Origin of the sequence: Priestia sp. YIM B13552 (assembly GCF_042787775.1) — a bacterium.
Lineage (GTDB): Bacteria > Bacillota > Bacilli > Bacillales > Bacillaceae_H > Priestia > Priestia megaterium_E.
The window spans coordinates 12,703-30,744 of sequence record NZ_JBHZOU010000017.1 but is presented as its reverse complement, the minus strand read 5'-3'; the positions used below and the strand labels follow the sequence as shown (position 1 = coordinate 30,744).

Below are 18,042 nucleotides of genomic sequence, written 5' to 3'. Positions count from 1 at the left end.
GAAATGTTTGACTTGCTCAATTTAAAAAATAAAAATTAACGTTGACGTTTGTCGCTTTGTTCAGTTTTCAAAGTTCAGCCGTTGCTCTGAAGCAACTTTATTAGTATAACATTCTACCATTTTGATGTCAACATCTTTTTTTAAGATGTTTCTCTCAACTGCGCTGTTCATCAGCGACATTTAATAATTTACCATATATAATATATAGAGTCAATCGTTTTTCTAAAAAACTTTATAAATAAAAAAGTTAATGAAGTAAACCTTCAATATAATGATTGAATACTCTCTATTACAATATTAATCTAGCCGCTATGCAGTTTTCTTATCTTACCATAAAAAAAAAGCCCAGTCATTAAACTGAGCTTTTTTATTTAAACTATTCTGCTAAGAATGCAAAATAGAGTATGAAGATGATACAGAGAGCATACATAATTGGATGAACTTCTTTTCCACGCTTGCTGCATAACATTGTAATAGGATAAAAGATAAAACCAACCGCAATACCTGTTGCAATACTGTATGTTAGTGGCATCATAATTACCGTGAAAAATGCGGGAACTGCTACTTCGAACTCTTTCCAATTAATTTCTCCTAAATTTGACACCATCAGAGCTCCTACCGTAATTAAAGCTGGCGCAGTAACAGCTGGTGTTACGACCGCTAACAATGGAGAAAAGAACAATGCAACTAAGAAAAACGCCGCCGTTACGATTGCAGTAAATCCTGAACGTCCGCCCGCTGCTACTCCAGCCGTAGACTCTACATAAGCTGTTGTTGATGAGGTACCAAGAACAGCACCAACTACAATCGCACTAGAATCTGCCAATAACGCTCTGCCCGCTCGCGGAAGTTTATTATCTTTCATAAGCCCTGCTTGACTCGCTACAGCAACCATCGTACCTGCTGTATCGAAGAAATCAACAAATAAGAAAGTTAAAATGACGACTAGCATCTTTACAGTAAAGATATCACCGATATTTTGAAAAGCTGCCCCAAACGTCGGATCAAGACTAGGAACTGATGAAACAACTGCTTTAGGTGTATCAATTAAACCAAAAGCCATACCTGCTACAGCCGTTACAATCATACCGATAAATACAGCTGCATTTACTCGAAGCACCATTAATACAATAGTAATTACAATGCCAAAAACCGCAAGTAACGTTGTTGGGTTAGTTAAATCACCCAGTCCAACAAATGTAGCATCATCTTTGACGATGATTCCGGCACCTTTCATACCAATAAAACTAATAAATAAGCCAATACCTGCTCCAACAGCCATTTTTAATTCAATAGGAATAGAATTAATAATTTTTTCTCGCAGGCTTGTTAATGTTAAAAGAATAAAAATAACACCTGATATCATAACACCCGTTAAAGCCGTCTGCCATGGAATTCCCATTGTCAGAACAACTGTATAAGCAAAAAATGCGTTTAATCCCATACCTGGAGCTAATGAAATTGGATACCTACCAAGGACTCCCATAACAATTGATCCCAAAGCTGCCGCTAAAGCAGTAGCTGTAAATACAGCCCCTTGGTCCATTCTCATACTGTCAGGCAGATCCTTTACATCACTTAGTGATAGCACAGATGGATTAACAAATAAAATGTAAGCCATAGATAGAAAAGTTGTAAGGCCAGCTATAAACTCTTTTCGATAGCTAGTACCCAGCTCTTCAAAACGAAAATACTTCTTCACGTTTTTTCCTCCCTTTATAGAAGCCGCATGCACTTGGCAAGCCATAAAAAATGCCTCTACACTAGGCGCGTAAAGGCATAAGATCGACTAAAAGAGAAATGTATGAGCCAAAAAAACAAAAGATTTTTACACATACATGTATTACTTTCTCGTAGTCAAGCCATTTACGGTAGCTCGGTAGAAACTTTTGGGCCTTATCCCCAAGATTATACGACATTAAAGCTATATCTCGCTGTTTTATGTTACTATCCTACCATTAACTTTTTAAAAAAGTCAACAAAAAACGAACATTCTTATAAAAGAATGTTCGTTTGTTCGGTTTTCTTACATATTATTCCCATTCAATTGTTGCAGGTGGCTTACTTGTAATATCATACACTACGCGGTTAATATGCTTAACTTCGTTTACAATACGCGTTGAGATAACTTCAAGCACATCCCAAGGAATACGCGCCCAGTCAGAAGTCATACCATCAATCGATGTAACAGCACGAATACCGATTGTGTAATCATACGTACGAGCATCTCCCATTACGCCTACACTGCGGATGTCAGGAAGAACCGTAAAGTATTGCCAGATATCGCGCTCTAAGTCAGCTTTTGCAATCTCTTCACGTAAAATAGCATCCGACTCACGTACAATTTCTAACTTCTCTTCGGTAATTGCACCAAGTACACGAATACCTAGACCTGGTCCTGGGAAAGGTTGACGCCAAACGATGTTATCAGGGATACCTAATTCAGAACCTAATGCACGTACTTCATCTTTGAATAGCGTGTTTAACGGTTCGATTAGTTTGAACTGCATATCTTCCGGTAATCCACCTACGTTGTGGTGAGATTTGATCGTTTGAGCTGTAGCTGTCCCACTCTCGATAATGTCTGTGTATAGCGTACCTTGAGCTAGGAAATCAAACCCTTTTAATTTAGCAGCTTCGTCATCGAATACATAAATAAATTCATTACCGATGATTTTACGCTTTTGTTCAGGATCTGATACGCCGTTTAATTTTTCTAAGAAGCGATCTTTTGCATCGATTTTAATTACGTTCATATTAAAGCCTTCGCTAAATGTTTCCATTACGCTTTCCGCTTCACCTTTACGTAATAAACCGTGATCTACGAACATACATGTTAACTGATCACCAATTGCTTTGTGAATTAATACAGCTACTACTGAAGAGTCTACTCCGCCGCTAAGTGCACAAAGTACTTTTCTATCTCCAACTGTTTCACGGATTTTATCCATTTCAACTTCAATGAAGTTCTCGATTGACCAGTTTGCTTCAGCATGACATACTTCAAACACGAAGTTCTTTAAGATATGGTTACCGTGCACTGAATGGCGAACTTCTGGATGGAACTGCACTCCGTACATATTCTTTTCTTTGTTACTCATTGCGGCAATTGGACAAGATGGGCTAGTTGCGTCCACTTCAAAACCAGCTGGTGTTTCTACAACTAAATCACCGTGACTCATCCAAACAACTTGTTCTTTTGGCAACTCATGGTACATTAATGAATCGTTTTGTACGTTAATCGCTGCTTTACCATATTCACGATGGCTAGCACCTTCTACCTTCCCGCCAAAATGATGAGTCATTAATTGCATTCCATAACAAATACCTAAAACAGGAATACCTAATTCAAAAATGTTTTCATCGCAGTGAAATGCGTTTTCACCGTACACACTGTTTGGGCCTCCAGAGAAAATAATTCCCTTTGGATTTAATGCTTTAATCTCTTCTGCTGTAATTGTGTGCGGATGCAATTCACTATATACTCCGAACTCGCGAATGCGACGCGTAATCAGTTGGTTATATTGACTACCAAAATCTAATACAACAATCATGCCTTCCATCTTGTTCACCTCTCCGAATGTGTAAATAATCACTTGTTATTATGCCCTAAAATATAAAAAAAACTAGACTTCTCCCTCAAAAAACAAAGGCAGAAGTCTAGTTGAGCACGACGTTCATTGTCAAATAGACTGTTCTGCCTTCATAGTCAGATCGTTTAAGGTGACCCGGTAGAGACTCTCGAACCATATTATCGAGGATATATGAAGGTATACGAAACATTTATAGTAAGTTCGAGAATATTCTATCAATCCGCGAAACAATGGTCAAGAACTCGTTTTTTTGATTAAATTTTCCCACAATTCAATCGACCCTTTCCATTCTTTTATGGAATCTGCATTTCGATACAAAACCCGCTCGTATTTTTCCGTTAATTTTAGCATATTTACCGTATTTAATTTTTCGTCTACTTCTCTTGCAAAGTCGCGCAGCGTCTGACTTTCTTGCCGCTTTAGTCCATTTGCAGCGAGTCTTTTAAGTAAAAAAGCATACGCTGATTCAAAGGTTTCCACACTCTCTTTCTTTTTATAAAAAGAGATATAAAAAGGTAAAAACCATTTAAATCGATTGAGATATATTACTATCAACATAACTACAATCAGTCCGCAAAAAAGCACTTTCCACTTCATAGACAACTTAGCATTTTGAAGAGAAGCTGTTTTTTCTTTCGCTCTTTCTTCTTGTGCCGGAAGCTCTTTTTCCTTAGGCTGCTCCTTCACTTGCGTTTCTTGTTTCTCTTCTTCCCTTTGACTATTTTCACTAGAGTTGTTAGGTTGGCTATCTACAAAATCATAAGGATTAGAAAAACTTTTTGTTGGTTCAAAAGGTACCCAACCCGCTCCTGGAAAATAGACTTCGACCCAAGAATGAGCATTATTTTGTGTGATTTCATAGGTTGTCCACTTACTACTTCCTGAAATGACGGTGGCATCACCTTCTGTATAGCCCTTTACCCACCGAGCAGGAATATCTAATGAACGAAGCAGCACAACCATAGAAGTAGAGAAGTTATCACAGTACCCTCTTTTTGTATCAAATAAAAATTGATCCACATAATCTTTATTTTTCGTAGGAATTGGAACATTTTCAGTATCATATACATATGGATTTGATCGGAAGTATTCTTCAACAGCTTTCGCTTTTTCATAACGATTGTTCTTATTTTTTGTTACCTCACGAGCTAAATCCTTTACTCGTTTCGGCAAGTTAGCAGGAAGTTGTGTATACCTTGCTATAAATTCGTTATTATTCTCTAAACTCTCTGCCTTTTTTTCCTCTGCTTGCTGAAGAAGTCCAATATCAAATACAGGATATTTATACGTCATCTCATACGATTGAACAGTAACAAGCTTGTCATTTTGATAAGGATATAATTTTTCATTTGTCGGTGTAACATCGGTTTGAATGCCATTTTTTAAGGTTAGCGACAGCAGTTGAGGAACATGCATAAGATGAACAGAAGGCTGCGAATAGGTAACTTCTGCTTTTCTTACTTGTCCTGCTACACTTGAGTCATATTGAGGGAGTAAGTTTTCATTTCCTTTAAAGGGCACTTTTTCTTCCTCTTTAGACAGCTCCCACCCCTTACCTGTATAAACATCCTTCGTTTCAATACGCCAATAGTGCTCATCCTCTACTTTGGCTGTAAACACAACCGTATCATCATTGACAAACGATCCCCCCAATTTAGAATCGTCCATATCATAGCCAATTCGTTGACCGCTTGCAGATTCTCCCTGTCCTTGATTTGTTGTATGTGCTGTGATAAAAGGTACGGGATCTGGCCACTGCGGCCCTGGTTTAGGAGCGAGATAAGCCAGCACAATGACGATAGCTAAAAAGCTGCCTAGAAAAAGAAACGATCGTTTTCTATTTTCTAAACGCTCAGTGCCCGCAGCTTTTATGCGTTCAGGATTTATGCGAAGCATGGCTACTAATAAAAATCCGATAATCGTCACACGAATAATAGCAGCTCTCGCATCGTAAGTAGAAAAGGTATCCAACACGGTAATATACAAAGTGGTTAAGAAGAAAAAGAAGAAAATTCTTTTTTGATAAAAGATCCAATATCGAATTAAATAAGCCATAATCCAAAGCAGCACAAAAAATAAAGTGCTCCTCATTTCAAATGATAAATTCGCTATATCCCACTCCATGATACTTTGTGCATCTGACTGAAGAATCTCCAAAAGTCTCGGAAGCCAGTCTGAAGAAAAGAAGGCTCCTTGGAAATAGAGATTGTGAAGCGAAAACAAAATAAATAATATACTCCCTAACGTCATCACGATAAACGGCAAGCGAAACGTTAAACACAAAAAACAGTAAGCAACAAACAAGATAAAGTACTGAATTTGATTGGTATCCGTCACTTCATTTAAAGGAAGAAGCCATTCCACTAATAAAAAGAATGCTCCCGCGTACAATAAGATGTTTTTTACATACAAAGCTGATTTATTCACTTATTTCCGCCCTCACTTCCTTTAGATGATAGAGGAAGAGGAATATTAACGACTTCAATCGTTAAAGCAGAAGATTGTATGCCATTAACAATAACCGTCTCTTCGTCACTAAGCCCTGCTCCTTCATCTTTAACGACAATTATTGATGCCTTAGCATGCAGACTCAGCTTAGATTGAACCTGTCCAATGAGAGTTCCTGTAACTTGACTGACAATGACCATAAAAGAATGCTGCTTTTGAATGGCAATACCCTTAAATTCTGTTTCGAATACTCGGTTGTTAATAGGCTGTGCACGCGCTAAGTGATACAACAGGTTATCAGTCTCACTTTGTTCAGAGGCTTTTGGTGAAAAAAGTGCATCTCCAGCTAAAAGAAAATCGATTTTTTTACGCTTGGTTTCTTCATGAATGAGCATGGATGCCAGAAAGCTCATTCGTTCTTCAAAGTATAGAGAGCTTATAACATCTGCAATGATAATCATACTCCGTTCATGATAATGACCGAACTCTTTAGAAATCAACGTAGCTTTACGAGCCGTCGCCTTCCAATCGATAGATCCTAATCGGTCACCCGGCTGGTATTCTCTAATGCCTGTCACTAACGTAGTAGATTGATTTCCAGCGGAAACTTCATTTTTTCCTTCTTCTATTCCCGCTAAAAGAAACGGGATATCTATCTCATGGATTTGAGGATACACGATAAACCGCTGCTGCAGCGGATAATAGGCCTTCTTTTTTACAATTCCTAATAAATCACTCAATTCAATCGAAATCGTAAAAAATTCATATTCTCCTCTTTCTACAAACGATCTTTCATACGGAATAACAGCGTTTCGTTGAAAAAGCAGATAAATTGTTCTTTCTTCTTGATCTAAAAGGTTACTCTCCTCTTTCACTGCTGCCATATAAACAGGAAAACCCGAGGAGCGTGTAATATGAATGTCATACGAAAGATGATCTCCAGCGAATCGAGGCTGTAGCTTCACATCACGAGTAACATTCCACTTTTTTAACGGATAAAGCAAAACGGCTGCCGCATATAATCCAAAAGGTAAGAAGCTATAAAATAAAAACCAGCTGACAAAGCCCCCTTGAAACATCGCGTAAGAAAACGTAGCAGCAAAGATGCAGAATAAAACGAACCAGTCTCTACATTTATTCCATATCACTTTTATATACTGTTTCATAAAGTACCTCTTACCTTTTAACAGGTACTTTCGTATCAGCCATAATTTGCTTCATTACATCACCCGCTGTTAAGCCGCTGTACTGGGTATCAGGTCTTAGCGTTAATCGATGTGCACACACATACGAAGCAAGCTCTTGAACATCATCAGGAAGACAGTAATCTCTCCCCTTCACTAAAGCATATGCTTGAACGGCCTTCATAAAGGAAACCGTTCCACGAGGACTGATACCTAACGAAACATGTGGATGAGAGCGCGTTTTGCGAATGATTTCGATGATATAGTGCTTGATCGCATCATCTACATAAATACTGCTTACAGTTTTTTGAGCCTGTACTAATTCTGGAATGCTCATGACGGGTTTGACATCCTCAAGATTAACTTGAGTCGATACGCCGTTTAAAATTTGAAGCTCCTCTTCCTGCGTAGGATACCCCATGCTTAATTTGAATAAAAATCGATCCAGCTGCGCTTCCGGCAAATGATAGGTCCCATCAAAATCAACAGGATTTTGAGTAGCCATCACAAAAAAAGGCGCTGGAATTTCCCGGGTAATACCATCGGTTGTTACATGATGCTCAGCCATTGCTTCTAAAAGCGCCGATTGTGTTTTAGGAGAAGTCCTGTTAATCTCATCAGCGAGCACAATATGGCTCATGATAGGACCTGGACGAAAATGAAATTCCATGTCTTTTGGACTGTAAATAGAAACACCTGTTACATCGGACGGCAGCAAATCAGGCGTGAATTGAATTCGTTTAAATTCTGCATCAATCGATTTGGCCAGTGCCTTCACGAGCAGCGTTTTCCCCACACCCGGCACATCTTCAAGCAGAATGTGCCCCTTTGCAAGCAAAGCAACCAAACTCAACGTAGATACATGACGCTTTCCAATTACAATTTGATCGATGTTTTCTAATACTTGATTTAATTTATTATTAATATGATCCAGCTGAATCAATAAAGCTCCCCCTTAAAACTCAGTTAAGCCTTGAGTTTAGTATGTTTTTCAATAAACATAGTACTATCTTAACAAATTTCCAAAAAATCTGAAAATATTAATGCACGCAAAAAAAGGTCGTCAAACACACTTCTTGACAGACCTTTTATATTGCTTCGATCTAAATAACAGATTTGACCTCATAATTCTGTCTAATTCATGTATGTACCACCATTAACATTAATTGTTTCACCAGTGATAAAGTCAGACATTGATGAAGCCAAAAATAACACTACATCGGCAACATTTTGTGGAGTACCTAATTTCTTAAGAGGGACATTTGAAATTACATTTTGGTAATACTCCTCAGTCCACTGTTTAATCATGTCTGTTTCGATAGGCCCAGGTGAAACTCCATTAACATAGATGTTATGTCCTGACATCTCCAAGGCGAGGTGTCTCGTCAAGTAATCAACTCCTGCCTTAGAGGCTCCATAGGAAGGGGCAGCATTTTTATGACCTGATTTAGCAGTAGAGGAACTGACGTTTACAATTTTCCCATAATTTCTCTCAATCATATAAGGCAAAACAGCTTTGCTAAAATATAAATTCCCATTCAAATTGACATCCAGAACTTTTTGCCAATCATCCAATTTCAGATCTAACGTGGAACTGCGCATATTTATGCCAGCATTATTAACTAAAATATCAATTTTATTAAAAAGACTCATCGTCTTCTCAGCTGCCAATGTCGCTGTTTCTGGATTTGTTACATCCCCTAAATGAACAGCACACTGCCTTCCCATGGATTGAACTTCGTTAGCCACCTCGGTCAATAACTTGGTGTTTGTCCCAATGATGACGAGGGAGGCACCGTTTTTCGCTAACGTTAAAGCAATACTCTTTCCAATGCCTCTACTAGAACCTGATACAATTGCGACTTTCCCTTCCAATAACATCAGCACACCCCCATCCAGTTAATTAATATTAAACGCGCACCCTCTCAGAAAGATCTCCTTTCATGAATTTCTGAAAGATATCTTTTGACTTCACTTCACTCAGTGAACTTCAAGCTCATGCCGAAGTTTCCATTCATCATATTCTTGTTTCCTCAGCTCTCTGACCAGGCACCAAAACCGTTCTCATGATTAACGCAGGATTATATATTTTTTGTTTACAATCTGTTTTTCAAGAACTGATATGCCACTTGATCAGCTTCATCTCCCATCGTTGGACCATGATTTGCCTGGGAAGACGAAAAATACATCGCATCCGCATTAGAAGATACTAGAGCTTTATAAAGACTTTCGCTTTGGTCAATAGGAACGAGAGGATCTTTCCCACCGTGCAAAATCATCATCGGTGGACAATTGGCACTTACATAACTAATAGGACTACACCTTTTCGCCAACTCTATATATTTCCAATCTAAATCTTCCGTATCCCCACTCTCTAGCAATTGATTCAGGTCTATTAACGATTTGCCAGGTTCAGTATATCCAAGAATTTCGGTTATCACATTATCCATGGATTTGCCTGCATTATCGACTTCTGTGCCAGAAAAATTCTTTATTGCTTCATTTGCGTCGTTTCTGAGGAGTGCTACTAGGTCAGCTGGAGCATAAAAAATGGTTGCTGCCTTTACTGCACTTGTATATTCTTGGTTACCACCGACATCGCCTTCCATTTCACTGCAATTTCCGCTCATTGCGACCATTGCGGCTAGGTGTCCACCGGCAGAGTTTCCCAATACTCCAATCCGTTCAGGATCGATATGGTATAACTTTGAATTCGCCTTTAAAAATCGTACAACTCCCTTGCAGTCATGGATACACGCTGGAAAAACAGACTGACTAGCCAAACGATAAGCTGGAGATACAACAGTAAATCCTTGCTCGACCAACCTTATAAGTTCCCGAAAATATACTGCTTTTTGAGTGACCTGCTTATATTCCCCATACATCCATCCCCCTCCGAAATAGTAAATAATACATGGACCCGGCGTTTTTTGATTAAGATCTTGATAGATATCCATTTTCAGAGTGTATGGGTCCCCATTATCCAAGGTTACCTCCGCAAAGGGAACATCTTCGTATCTTGGCGAACGACCTGGTGGACATAACGGTTTTACTTTAGGTAACTGTTTTTCCATACAACTTTCCTCCCCATATTTTATAAGAAACTTTCAATTACTAGCGGTAATAATTTAAAAAAGGCTCCCTACTCAATGTAACCCTACTATTTTCAAAAGCCACACAACTGCAAGAGTTGCAATTGTCCTAATAATACAAGACCTTTTCCACCGTTTAGGTAAAATTATTGCTTAGCATCATGATTTGCAAACAAAGCCGATGGAGTAATCCATCGGCTTTGTTTTAAGGTTCTATTGACGCTACTGCTCTCTAGGAATGACAAAGGAAGGAGAACCATCTCTAATATATTTTTAAGTTCTGCAGCCTGTCCCCATTTATCCAACTTGTTTCTCCTTTTACTTTATTAGCTTACAGGGAACATAACGATAGCACCTACACATAGAGCAAAGATACGAATTAGGTACATAGGTACTGAGAACAACCAAAACTGTGGAAGTTTATATCTACCCATACCTAAAATCATAGCTGGCATACCATCGATTGGCATGAACCCGCCGTTCCATCCAGATACTACAACTGCAATTGCGGCAGCAGCAGGATTCAGTCCCAAACTAATGCTTGTTGCAATAGCGATCGGGGCAAAGATGTATACAGAACCCATATTTGAACCAGTAAAAGTAGCACAAGTACTAGTTAGAATGGCGAAGATAAAGATAAGCAGGAATGGATTGATGTTGGTACCCAATGCATTCGCCACAGTATCTCCAATCATAGCTGTAAATCCAGAGTTGGCTAAAGCGTCAGCAACGCCGATAACACCAGCCATCATAATAATTACAGGTGCAACCATATTATCTCGAACTTCCCTAAAGTCAAGCACATTGATGATTAGTAAAAATGCTCCCATAAGACCAGGGATGACAAAGGCAGCATTGCCTAATACATTCATAAGCATCATTCCAACAACACTGACCATAAATGCAGCGATAGTGCTGTATTCTTTCCACGCAGGCATAGTCCCCATCTCAGTCGTAGCTGCCACCTCATCAAATCCAGAAGCTTCTGCTTCCGTTATTGGATGATCCGGTAGGAGGCGATACGCAATCAAGGCCCATGCCAAGAAACCAAGAGCCAAGATGAAATTCACTACAGCAAATTTTGACATAGACAGTCCACCGGTATAACCTGCCGTTTCGAGTACGCTAACAGTAACCCCATAGAAAAGTGCTACATTAAAAGGAACTAAAGGGTGATTAGTAGCAAAACCCAAAGGCATCATCAGCTTGGACGTTGGCATTTTTTTATTGTAAGGAATAGTAGATATCAAAGATAAGATCAGTACATAGTAACCAGTGGCACCGGCACCAGGAAAACTGGCACCAAGCATAATGACCACAATCAAAAGAACATAACTCTTATAACCGCCCCTATTTACCAAAGCGAGCATTGAGGACTGAACCCTACCAATTAGGCTAGTCTTCATGAGGCCCGCCATAACAACCATAAAGCCAGCGACCATAATAACGCTTGGGTTCACAAAACCTGCGAAAGCCTCTTGAACAGTGGACAGACCACAGACTACTAACAAAAGACAGGCCAGGATTGGTGGTGCGCCAAAGGCAAATTTATCTGACATAATCATTACAATCATCAGAACCAGAATACCTAGTGCAAGAATCATTTCCATTGTCATTTTTTATATCTCCTCTCTCTTAGGGGGATGACATTTTACTATCATATATAGCCCGTATTTATGAATGAGACGGTTAAAAAGAATAATGTAATGCCTTACTACCTAACCGATTTCTCCAGATGTAGGATTGTAAACACTCTCATTTTCGCGTTTGTCACCATATATATCTGCTACTGAAAAACTAGTATATTTCACACATAGTCTATTCTTATACGCATATACTAAATGTAAAAGTCCTTCCGTATCTTGATAAATTGTAGGATATTCAAATTGTGAATTATTCGTTTTGTTCTCTGCTCCAATGAAACCTTCTGCGTGTTCAATAATTCGACCAAGTGGCCAAGTATTTCCGCCATCTTCAGACACTGAAACTACAACTGGGTTTCTTAATCCAGGCCATGCTACCTTACCAACTTCAGGATTATTGGTAGCGTTTGCATTATAAGCAATGGCAATTGCATCGTTATGAAGTTTGATTGCACTGATACTTGCATTATTATTTGGTAGAGTTGTTGGCTGAGGCACTGTCCAAGAATCTCCGTTATCCTTTGACTCGCTTCTATAAATATAATCTGCAAATCTACTTCTCATAAATGCCACTAAATGACCATCTTCTAATTCGATAACATTGGCATGTACTCTTCCGTTACTTTCAGGCATGCGTACTTCTTTCCATGTTTGTCCTTCATCATCTGATAGTTGAAATACTGTAGGATCGTTTGTAAGACCTAACTCGGAATCTTCACATACCCACGTGCTAAAAATCCATCTACCATTTCTTAATACTTGAATCGATTGTCGTACAAATGTACCAGGCTGGCTAAATAATACTTCTGGTTCAGTCCAGCTTTCGCCATTGTCATATGTTTTCTGATATTTAATAATGGACGTAAACTGCATATTATCTTTATCTGGTTGTCGACCTTCTTGGGAAGTATAGATTAACCACACCGATTGATCAGGTGCGTGAAAAAATGATGGGTTTTGCTCGCTACGTGTGTCATCCTGTGAGACAATTTCCGGCTCATTCCACTCTTGAGATTCATGATTAAATTTTGATAATACAATTGAAATATCAGGGCTTCCCTCAAATGAGCCTGCAAACCATGCACATAATAAATCTCCATTGTCTAACTTAGTAATAGTTGGGGCATGTGCGGTTGGGAAAGGACCGGATGGAATTAAAGAAAAATCAATATTTGTATAAACATCATGATATAATTTACCGTTTGGAATGGACTCATTAATCACTATCTTGTTATTACTCATTCTAATCACTCTCATCACCTTATCTTTCTATTGAAATTTTTATCTTAATTACCGCTTCATGCTCAGCGTTAGGCAGACACACATAGGCCCTATATTAATTTTCCTGTTCCTTGCAGACTGCCGTGTAATGGAACTACATTTCCCCAAAATTATATTCAACAGCAACTGCTCATTTATTACTTAATACCAGGCTACAAATCCGTCTAAAACAATTTGAATTGCTCTTCATCTATATAAGTGGTCATTCCTTCTTAAAAGAAATAACCACCATCAAAGTTAAGCTCGTATTATCATCTATTTCAACTTCGTTTACTTTCTCTAAATCATTAGGGATTGTTAGATTTAATTATTTATATTGATTGAAATGATTAAATTAACTATTACACCAGTCCCTTCGCTTCTAAATCAACATTATTTGCTAGCTGTACCCCATAATCAATTGCATTTTCAAGACTAATTTCACTCGCAGTCATACTACCTGCTTGATCAAATGCTGTTCCATGATCAACTGAGGTTCGGATAATTGGTAATCCCAATGTAATATTAACTCCAGAAACTTCTTTCCATTTATTTTGTTCCCTATCAAATACAAACCCTAATAGTTTTAATGGAATATGTCCTTGATCATGGTACATGACCACAACAATATCATACATTCCACCACGAGCTTTTGAGAATACTGTATCTGCTGGTAAAGGTCCAATGGCATTAATCCCTTCATTTTTAGCTACTTCAATAGCAGGGATAATCTCATCAATTTCTTCTGTACCAAATAATCCATTTTCTCCACAGTGTGGATTTAAACCCGCTACAGCAATCCGTGGATTTTCAATACCTAATTTTATACAGGCTTGATGAGCAATTTTTATGACATCTAGTACTCTCTCTTTTTTAACTAAATCACAAGCTTCCCTTAAAGAAACATGTGTTGAAACGTGAACCACTCTTAAATCACCATCAGCTAACATCATAGAAAATTTACTAGTATTTGTAAGTTCTCCATAAATTTCAGTATGACCAGCAAAGTGGTGTCCCGCTAAGTTTAACGCTTCTTTATTTAATGGATTCGTAACGGTCGCATCTACTTTCCCCTTAAGCGCTAAGTCTATGACTTTTTCCACATAGAGATATGCCGCATTTCCAGCTTCTTTAGATACTTCCCCAATTTTTAACTTATCTGCATCTACAGAGGCTAGGTCAATAACATCCATTGTTCCCCATTCATACAATCCATCTTCTGGTGTAGTAATAGCATTTACCTTCATATTAAACTCTGGGTATTTCTCTAAATAACTCTCTACAATACTTTTGTCTCCAACGAGTAAGGGGTTACATTTTTCATATAAGCTTTTCTTTTGAAAAGCTTTGATTGAGATCTCAGGCCCAATACCTGCGGGATCCCCCATTGTGATTCCAATAATTTTTTTCATGATGCCCCTCCTAACTATTTCATCCCTGCTTCAATATTTTCATTTAATACAGATTTTAATGCTGCAATTCCCTCAGCAGACACTTGATTAAATGGTGCACGGCATTTCCCAACCGGATAACCTAGTAGTTCAACAGCCGTTTTTACCACAGTATTTGGATTTGCAAATTTAAAACAATCTCTAAAACTTCTGATAGAATCTTGATAGTTACGGGATTCTTCAATGTTACCCTTTACAAATTGTTCGTATATTTGCGCCATAGTAAACGGATATACATTCGAACATCCTGCAATACCACCTGTTCCCCCAGCAAGTAACGTCCATAATATTAATGAATCATTCCCTGATAGCACAGAGAAATCTTCTCTATTTCTTGTTCTTTCGATATATTGAAGAATATTATCAAAGTTTCCGCTACTATCTTTGACTCCTACGATATTGTCAATATGACTTAGTTTTTCAACAGTCGCAGGTTGAATCATATTGCCTGTTCGAGCTGGAATATTGTATAAAACAATAGGCATATCAACCGCTTCAGCCACTGTTTTAAAATGCGTATAAATCTCTTCTTGGGTTGTTGCTGCAAAATACGGTGTAATGATTGATAGATAGTCTACCCCAACACGCTTTGCTTCTAAAGATAAGCGAATGGTATCTTGTGTTCCAACTAACCCTGTTGATGCATAGACTGGAACCCTGTCCGCTACTGTATCAACTACTGTTTCCATAACATGCACTTTTTCTTCTTCGCTTAAAATATAGCCTTCTCCATTAGTACCGAACGTAAAAATACCGTGAACACCATTCTCAATAACTCTATTTACTTGATTTACGAGTTCTTCATAGTTCACTTCTTCATTGTCAAACATGGGTGTAACAATTGGTGTGATAATTCCTTTTAATTTGTTTTGCAAACTAATCACTCCTACATAATTTCTAGATAAATTTTACGAGCATCGTCTGGTGTTACTTCTCTCATATTATTGACAAGTAGTCTTTGAACTTCCATTCCAGCCTCTACTAATGCTTCTAGATCTTCCTTAGGCACATTAAAAGCTTTTAAACTAGTTGGAATTTCAAGTGTTTCCACTATGTTTTCTAATAAATCGATGATATATTTTGATTTTTCATTTACAGTTAGTTCTTCATTTGTTTCTTTTACAACTCGATCATATGCTTTAGCCAAAAGTTCTTTAATAACGGGCTCATTAAATTTCATAACTGGTGTTAGTAGAATGGCATTAGAAACACCATGGGCAATGTGATATTTTCCACCTAAAGGATAAGACAATGCATGAACCGCAGTAGTTCCTGAGGAAGTAATCGCTACCCCAGCATAGAAAGAACCTAATAACATCTTACGCTTAGCTTCAAGCGCATCTGGATTTGTGCAAGCTTCAATAATGTTATTTAAGATTAAATCTAGTGCCTCTAGTGCAAACGTATCACTGATTGGGTTTGCTTTTTTTGAAGTAAAACATTCGATAGCATGAGCTAGAGCATCAATACCTGTTGCTGCAGCAATAGATTTCGGCAAATTTTTAATCATGTTGCTTTCTAAAATCACATGGTCAGCAATCAATTCACCATTTACAATCCCAACTTTTAAGTTTTTTTCAGGTACTCCTACAATGCTATTAGGAGTTGCTTCAGAGCCTGTACCGGCTGTGGTGGGAATCATTAATGATGATACTTGTTTTTTAGCTAATAACGGGTTCTCGAGTAAATCTTTTACCGTATAATCATCAGTGGATAACACTGATGCTAATTTGGCAATGTCCATAACACTTCCACCACCGACCCCAATGATAAAATCAGAGTTCAATGCTTTAAATTGGTCAATAACCTTTTGAGCTTCCGTGTAAGATGGCTCTGTTGGAATATCAGATAAGATTTCGTACTCGATATTATTTTTTTCTATAATACTGATAACTTCGTCTAGCAATCCAAGCTTGAATATTTCGTTACCTGTAAATATCGTGATTTTTTTTACACCATCTTTAATAATTGTATCTAGGTTTTGCATGGCATCTGGACCTGCAAATACATTGGTTGGCATTTTTAAATTATATTGATTTAACATAATATGCATCTCCTTTGTTACGAATCAATTCATTTAATTTAATAAATAGATCTTCATTACCCAATCCGCCAGACTTTGTAATGATATAATGTTTTTTATCTTCAAAATCGATACTTCCAAGAACAATTCCTGGGAATAATTCTTTCAGAGGTTTAATTTCGTTAATCCCTAATACTCTCATTGATTGATATAAAGTATCTCCTCCGGTAAATAATAAAGTTCTATTAATGTCACTTAACATAAGATTCTTTACTAAATATCCGAGAGACTGCCCAATTCTAAATCTTAGTTCAGTTCTTTCTTCGGGTACTCCATTCACTTTATCTGCCGATATATTCCCATATGTTTCAAACATTAAAGGTTGGTCCATTTTTAAATATTGATTCATATCTTCTTGCCCTTTTACTGTATCCCAATATTGTTTATCACAAAGTTGCTCCATCGTTAACGAGATTCTATCAAACCCGTTATTTTCGGCAAATGCAATTTGTTTTTTTGTTACTGGGTTCACGCTTCCACATACTATTAATAACGGGAAGTTAATATCATTTTGAGTTATAGTTCTTTTATTATAGATGATATTTGCTAATGCTTTACCAAACCCTGCACACCCCGCCGTTATGTTTAATGCATCGTTCATTAATAGCTCATGCCCTTGAGATAGCATCTCCTCATCGGAGTGACTTTCCATTAACAAAATTCTTTCTTCTTTTGGTGGAATTTTATATTTTTTTGTAATAGACGTTTTTAAATCTGCTTCTTTAAGTAGAAGAGATGGGATATGACTTTCCGTGACCGGTTCGTATGGATCTTGTCCAAAAACACTTTTACTTACTGGTATTGAATCTATATATAAGATTCCTTCGAAACTAAAGCGGTTTTGTTCTGGGTACGCCGGAATAAAAGGAATGGTTACATCTTCGAAGACATCACTCAAGGCTCTTAACTCAGAAGCAACATTTCCTCTTAATGCTGAATCAACTTTTTTAAATATATATTGAATATTTTCATCTTTGGCTTTTATGGCTATCTTCTTAATCACTTCGTATGCTTCACATTTATTCAAATATCTTGTTTCAGTATTAAAAACCAGTACCTCTATTTGATCTGTAGTTTCCCAAAATTTAAACTCTAAATCAGAAGTCACTAAAGTATGAACACCGTAATTAGAGAACTGAACACCCGTATCAAGTGCTCCCGTAAAATCATCAGCCATTATTAGTACCCTTACCATTTGTTCACCACCTTAGTGCTTGATAATTAAATTATAAGGTGATACTGCGCATAAAAAAATCTGATAATTATTATTATTGTTACATTTTGAAAC

General features: G+C 37.6%; 14 protein-coding genes and 2 riboswitches. All 14 genes read right to left on the bottom strand.

Annotation, left to right across the window (positions count from 1 at the left end; all coding sequences use genetic code 11):
* Positions 1-376 precede the first annotated feature (376 nt).
* A complete protein-coding gene (locus ACFX40_RS27345) occupies positions 377-1,702 on the bottom strand; it encodes an NCS2 family permease (protein ID WP_013055032.1) in 1,326 nt (441 codons plus the stop codon).
* A gap of 132 nt (positions 1,703-1,834) precedes the next feature.
* Positions 1,835-1,936: riboswitch (purine riboswitch) on the bottom strand.
* Positions 1,937-2,033: 97 nt separating this feature from the next.
* Positions 2,034-3,563 carry a glutamine-hydrolyzing GMP synthase gene (gene guaA, locus ACFX40_RS27340; RefSeq protein ID WP_028410369.1) on the bottom strand — a complete coding sequence of 510 codons (1,530 nt, stop codon included), beginning with the start codon at positions 3,561-3,563 and terminating at the stop codon, positions 2,034-2,036.
* 123 nt (positions 3,564-3,686) lie between these two features.
* A riboswitch (purine riboswitch) is annotated at positions 3,687-3,788 on the bottom strand.
* 39 nt (positions 3,789-3,827) lie between these two features.
* On the bottom strand, positions 3,828-6,020 hold the full coding sequence (locus ACFX40_RS27335; RefSeq protein WP_377257339.1) for a transglutaminase TgpA family protein: 2,193 nt from the start codon (positions 6,018-6,020) through the stop codon (positions 3,828-3,830).
* Positions 6,017-7,207 (bottom strand): DUF58 domain-containing protein, encoded by a 1,191-nt coding sequence (locus ACFX40_RS27330; protein ID WP_377257336.1) that lies wholly within the window; start codon positions 7,205-7,207, stop codon positions 6,017-6,019. Before ACFX40_RS27330 ends, ACFX40_RS27335 begins: the two co-directional genes overlap by 4 nt.
* A gap of 10 nt (positions 7,208-7,217) precedes the next feature.
* Positions 7,218-8,168, bottom strand: a complete 951-nt coding sequence (locus ACFX40_RS27325; protein WP_377257333.1) for an AAA family ATPase — start codon at positions 8,166-8,168, stop codon at positions 7,218-7,220.
* 191 nt (positions 8,169-8,359) lie between these two features.
* Positions 8,360-9,106, bottom strand: a complete 747-nt coding sequence (locus ACFX40_RS27320) for an SDR family NAD(P)-dependent oxidoreductase (RefSeq protein WP_025753326.1) — start codon at positions 9,104-9,106, stop codon at positions 8,360-8,362.
* Positions 9,107-9,321: 215 nt separating this feature from the next.
* Positions 9,322-10,299 carry an alpha/beta hydrolase fold domain-containing protein gene (locus ACFX40_RS27315; protein WP_377257330.1) on the bottom strand — a complete coding sequence of 326 codons (978 nt, stop codon included), beginning with the start codon at positions 10,297-10,299 and terminating at the stop codon, positions 9,322-9,324.
* Between the two features lie 164 nt (positions 10,300-10,463).
* Positions 10,464-10,622: a hypothetical protein gene (locus ACFX40_RS27310; protein ID WP_165918667.1), complete on the bottom strand. Its 159-nt coding sequence runs from the start codon at positions 10,620-10,622 to the stop codon at positions 10,464-10,466.
* Between the two features lie 21 nt (positions 10,623-10,643).
* Entirely contained in the window at positions 10,644-11,933 is a 1,290-nt protein-coding gene (locus ACFX40_RS27305; protein ID WP_025753323.1) for an SLC13 family permease, read from the bottom strand.
* 102 nt (positions 11,934-12,035) lie between these two features.
* A complete protein-coding gene (locus ACFX40_RS27300; RefSeq protein WP_035335977.1) occupies positions 12,036-13,202 on the bottom strand; it encodes a sialidase family protein in 1,167 nt (388 codons plus the stop codon).
* Between the two features lie 380 nt (positions 13,203-13,582).
* The gene (gene pdxA / locus ACFX40_RS27295; protein WP_377257326.1) at positions 13,583-14,632 is read right to left on the bottom strand and encodes a 4-hydroxythreonine-4-phosphate dehydrogenase PdxA; all 1,050 of its coding nucleotides are present in this window, start codon (positions 14,630-14,632) and stop codon (positions 13,583-13,585) included.
* A gap of 14 nt (positions 14,633-14,646) precedes the next feature.
* A complete protein-coding gene (gene dapA, locus ACFX40_RS27290) occupies positions 14,647-15,546 on the bottom strand; it encodes a 4-hydroxy-tetrahydrodipicolinate synthase (RefSeq protein ID WP_377257323.1) in 900 nt (299 codons plus the stop codon).
* An 11-nt stretch (positions 15,547-15,557) separates the two neighbouring features.
* A complete protein-coding gene (locus ACFX40_RS27285; protein ID WP_034654828.1) occupies positions 15,558-16,715 on the bottom strand; it encodes an iron-containing alcohol dehydrogenase in 1,158 nt (385 codons plus the stop codon).
* Complete coding sequence (locus ACFX40_RS27280) at positions 16,699-17,949, bottom strand: four-carbon acid sugar kinase family protein (RefSeq protein ID WP_377257320.1); 1,251 nt, start codon at positions 17,947-17,949, stop codon at positions 16,699-16,701. Before ACFX40_RS27280 ends, ACFX40_RS27285 begins: the two co-directional genes overlap by 17 nt.
* Positions 17,950-18,042: the final 93 nt, after the last annotated feature.

Bases quoted from the DNA above. Each gene is read 5' to 3' on its own strand.
- ACFX40_RS27285 (WP_034654828.1), bottom strand. From the start codon at position 16,715: ATGTTAAATCAATATAATTTAAAAATGCCAACCAATGTATTTGCAGGT.
- ACFX40_RS27330 (WP_377257336.1), bottom strand. From the start codon at position 7,207: ATGAAACAGTATATAAAAGTGATATGGAATAAATGTAGAGACTGGTTC.
- pdxA (WP_377257326.1), bottom strand. From the start codon at position 14,632: ATGAAAAAAATTATTGGAATCACAATGGGGGATCCCGCAGGTATTGGG.
- guaA (WP_028410369.1), bottom strand. From the start codon at position 3,563: ATGGAAGGCATGATTGTTGTATTAGATTTTGGTAGTCAATATAACCAA.
- ACFX40_RS27305 (WP_025753323.1), bottom strand. From the start codon at position 11,933: ATGACAATGGAAATGATTCTTGCACTAGGTATTCTGGTTCTGATGATT.
- ACFX40_RS27300 (WP_035335977.1), bottom strand. From the start codon at position 13,202: ATGAGTAATAACAAGATAGTGATTAATGAGTCCATTCCAAACGGTAAA.
- ACFX40_RS27280 (WP_377257320.1), bottom strand. From the start codon at position 17,949: ATGGTAAGGGTACTAATAATGGCTGATGATTTTACGGGAGCACTTGAT.
- ACFX40_RS27320 (WP_025753326.1), bottom strand. From the start codon at position 9,106: ATGTTATTGGAAGGGAAAGTCGCAATTGTATCAGGTTCTAGTAGAGGC.
- ACFX40_RS27315 (WP_377257330.1), bottom strand. From the start codon at position 10,299: ATGGAAAAACAGTTACCTAAAGTAAAACCGTTATGTCCACCAGGTCGT.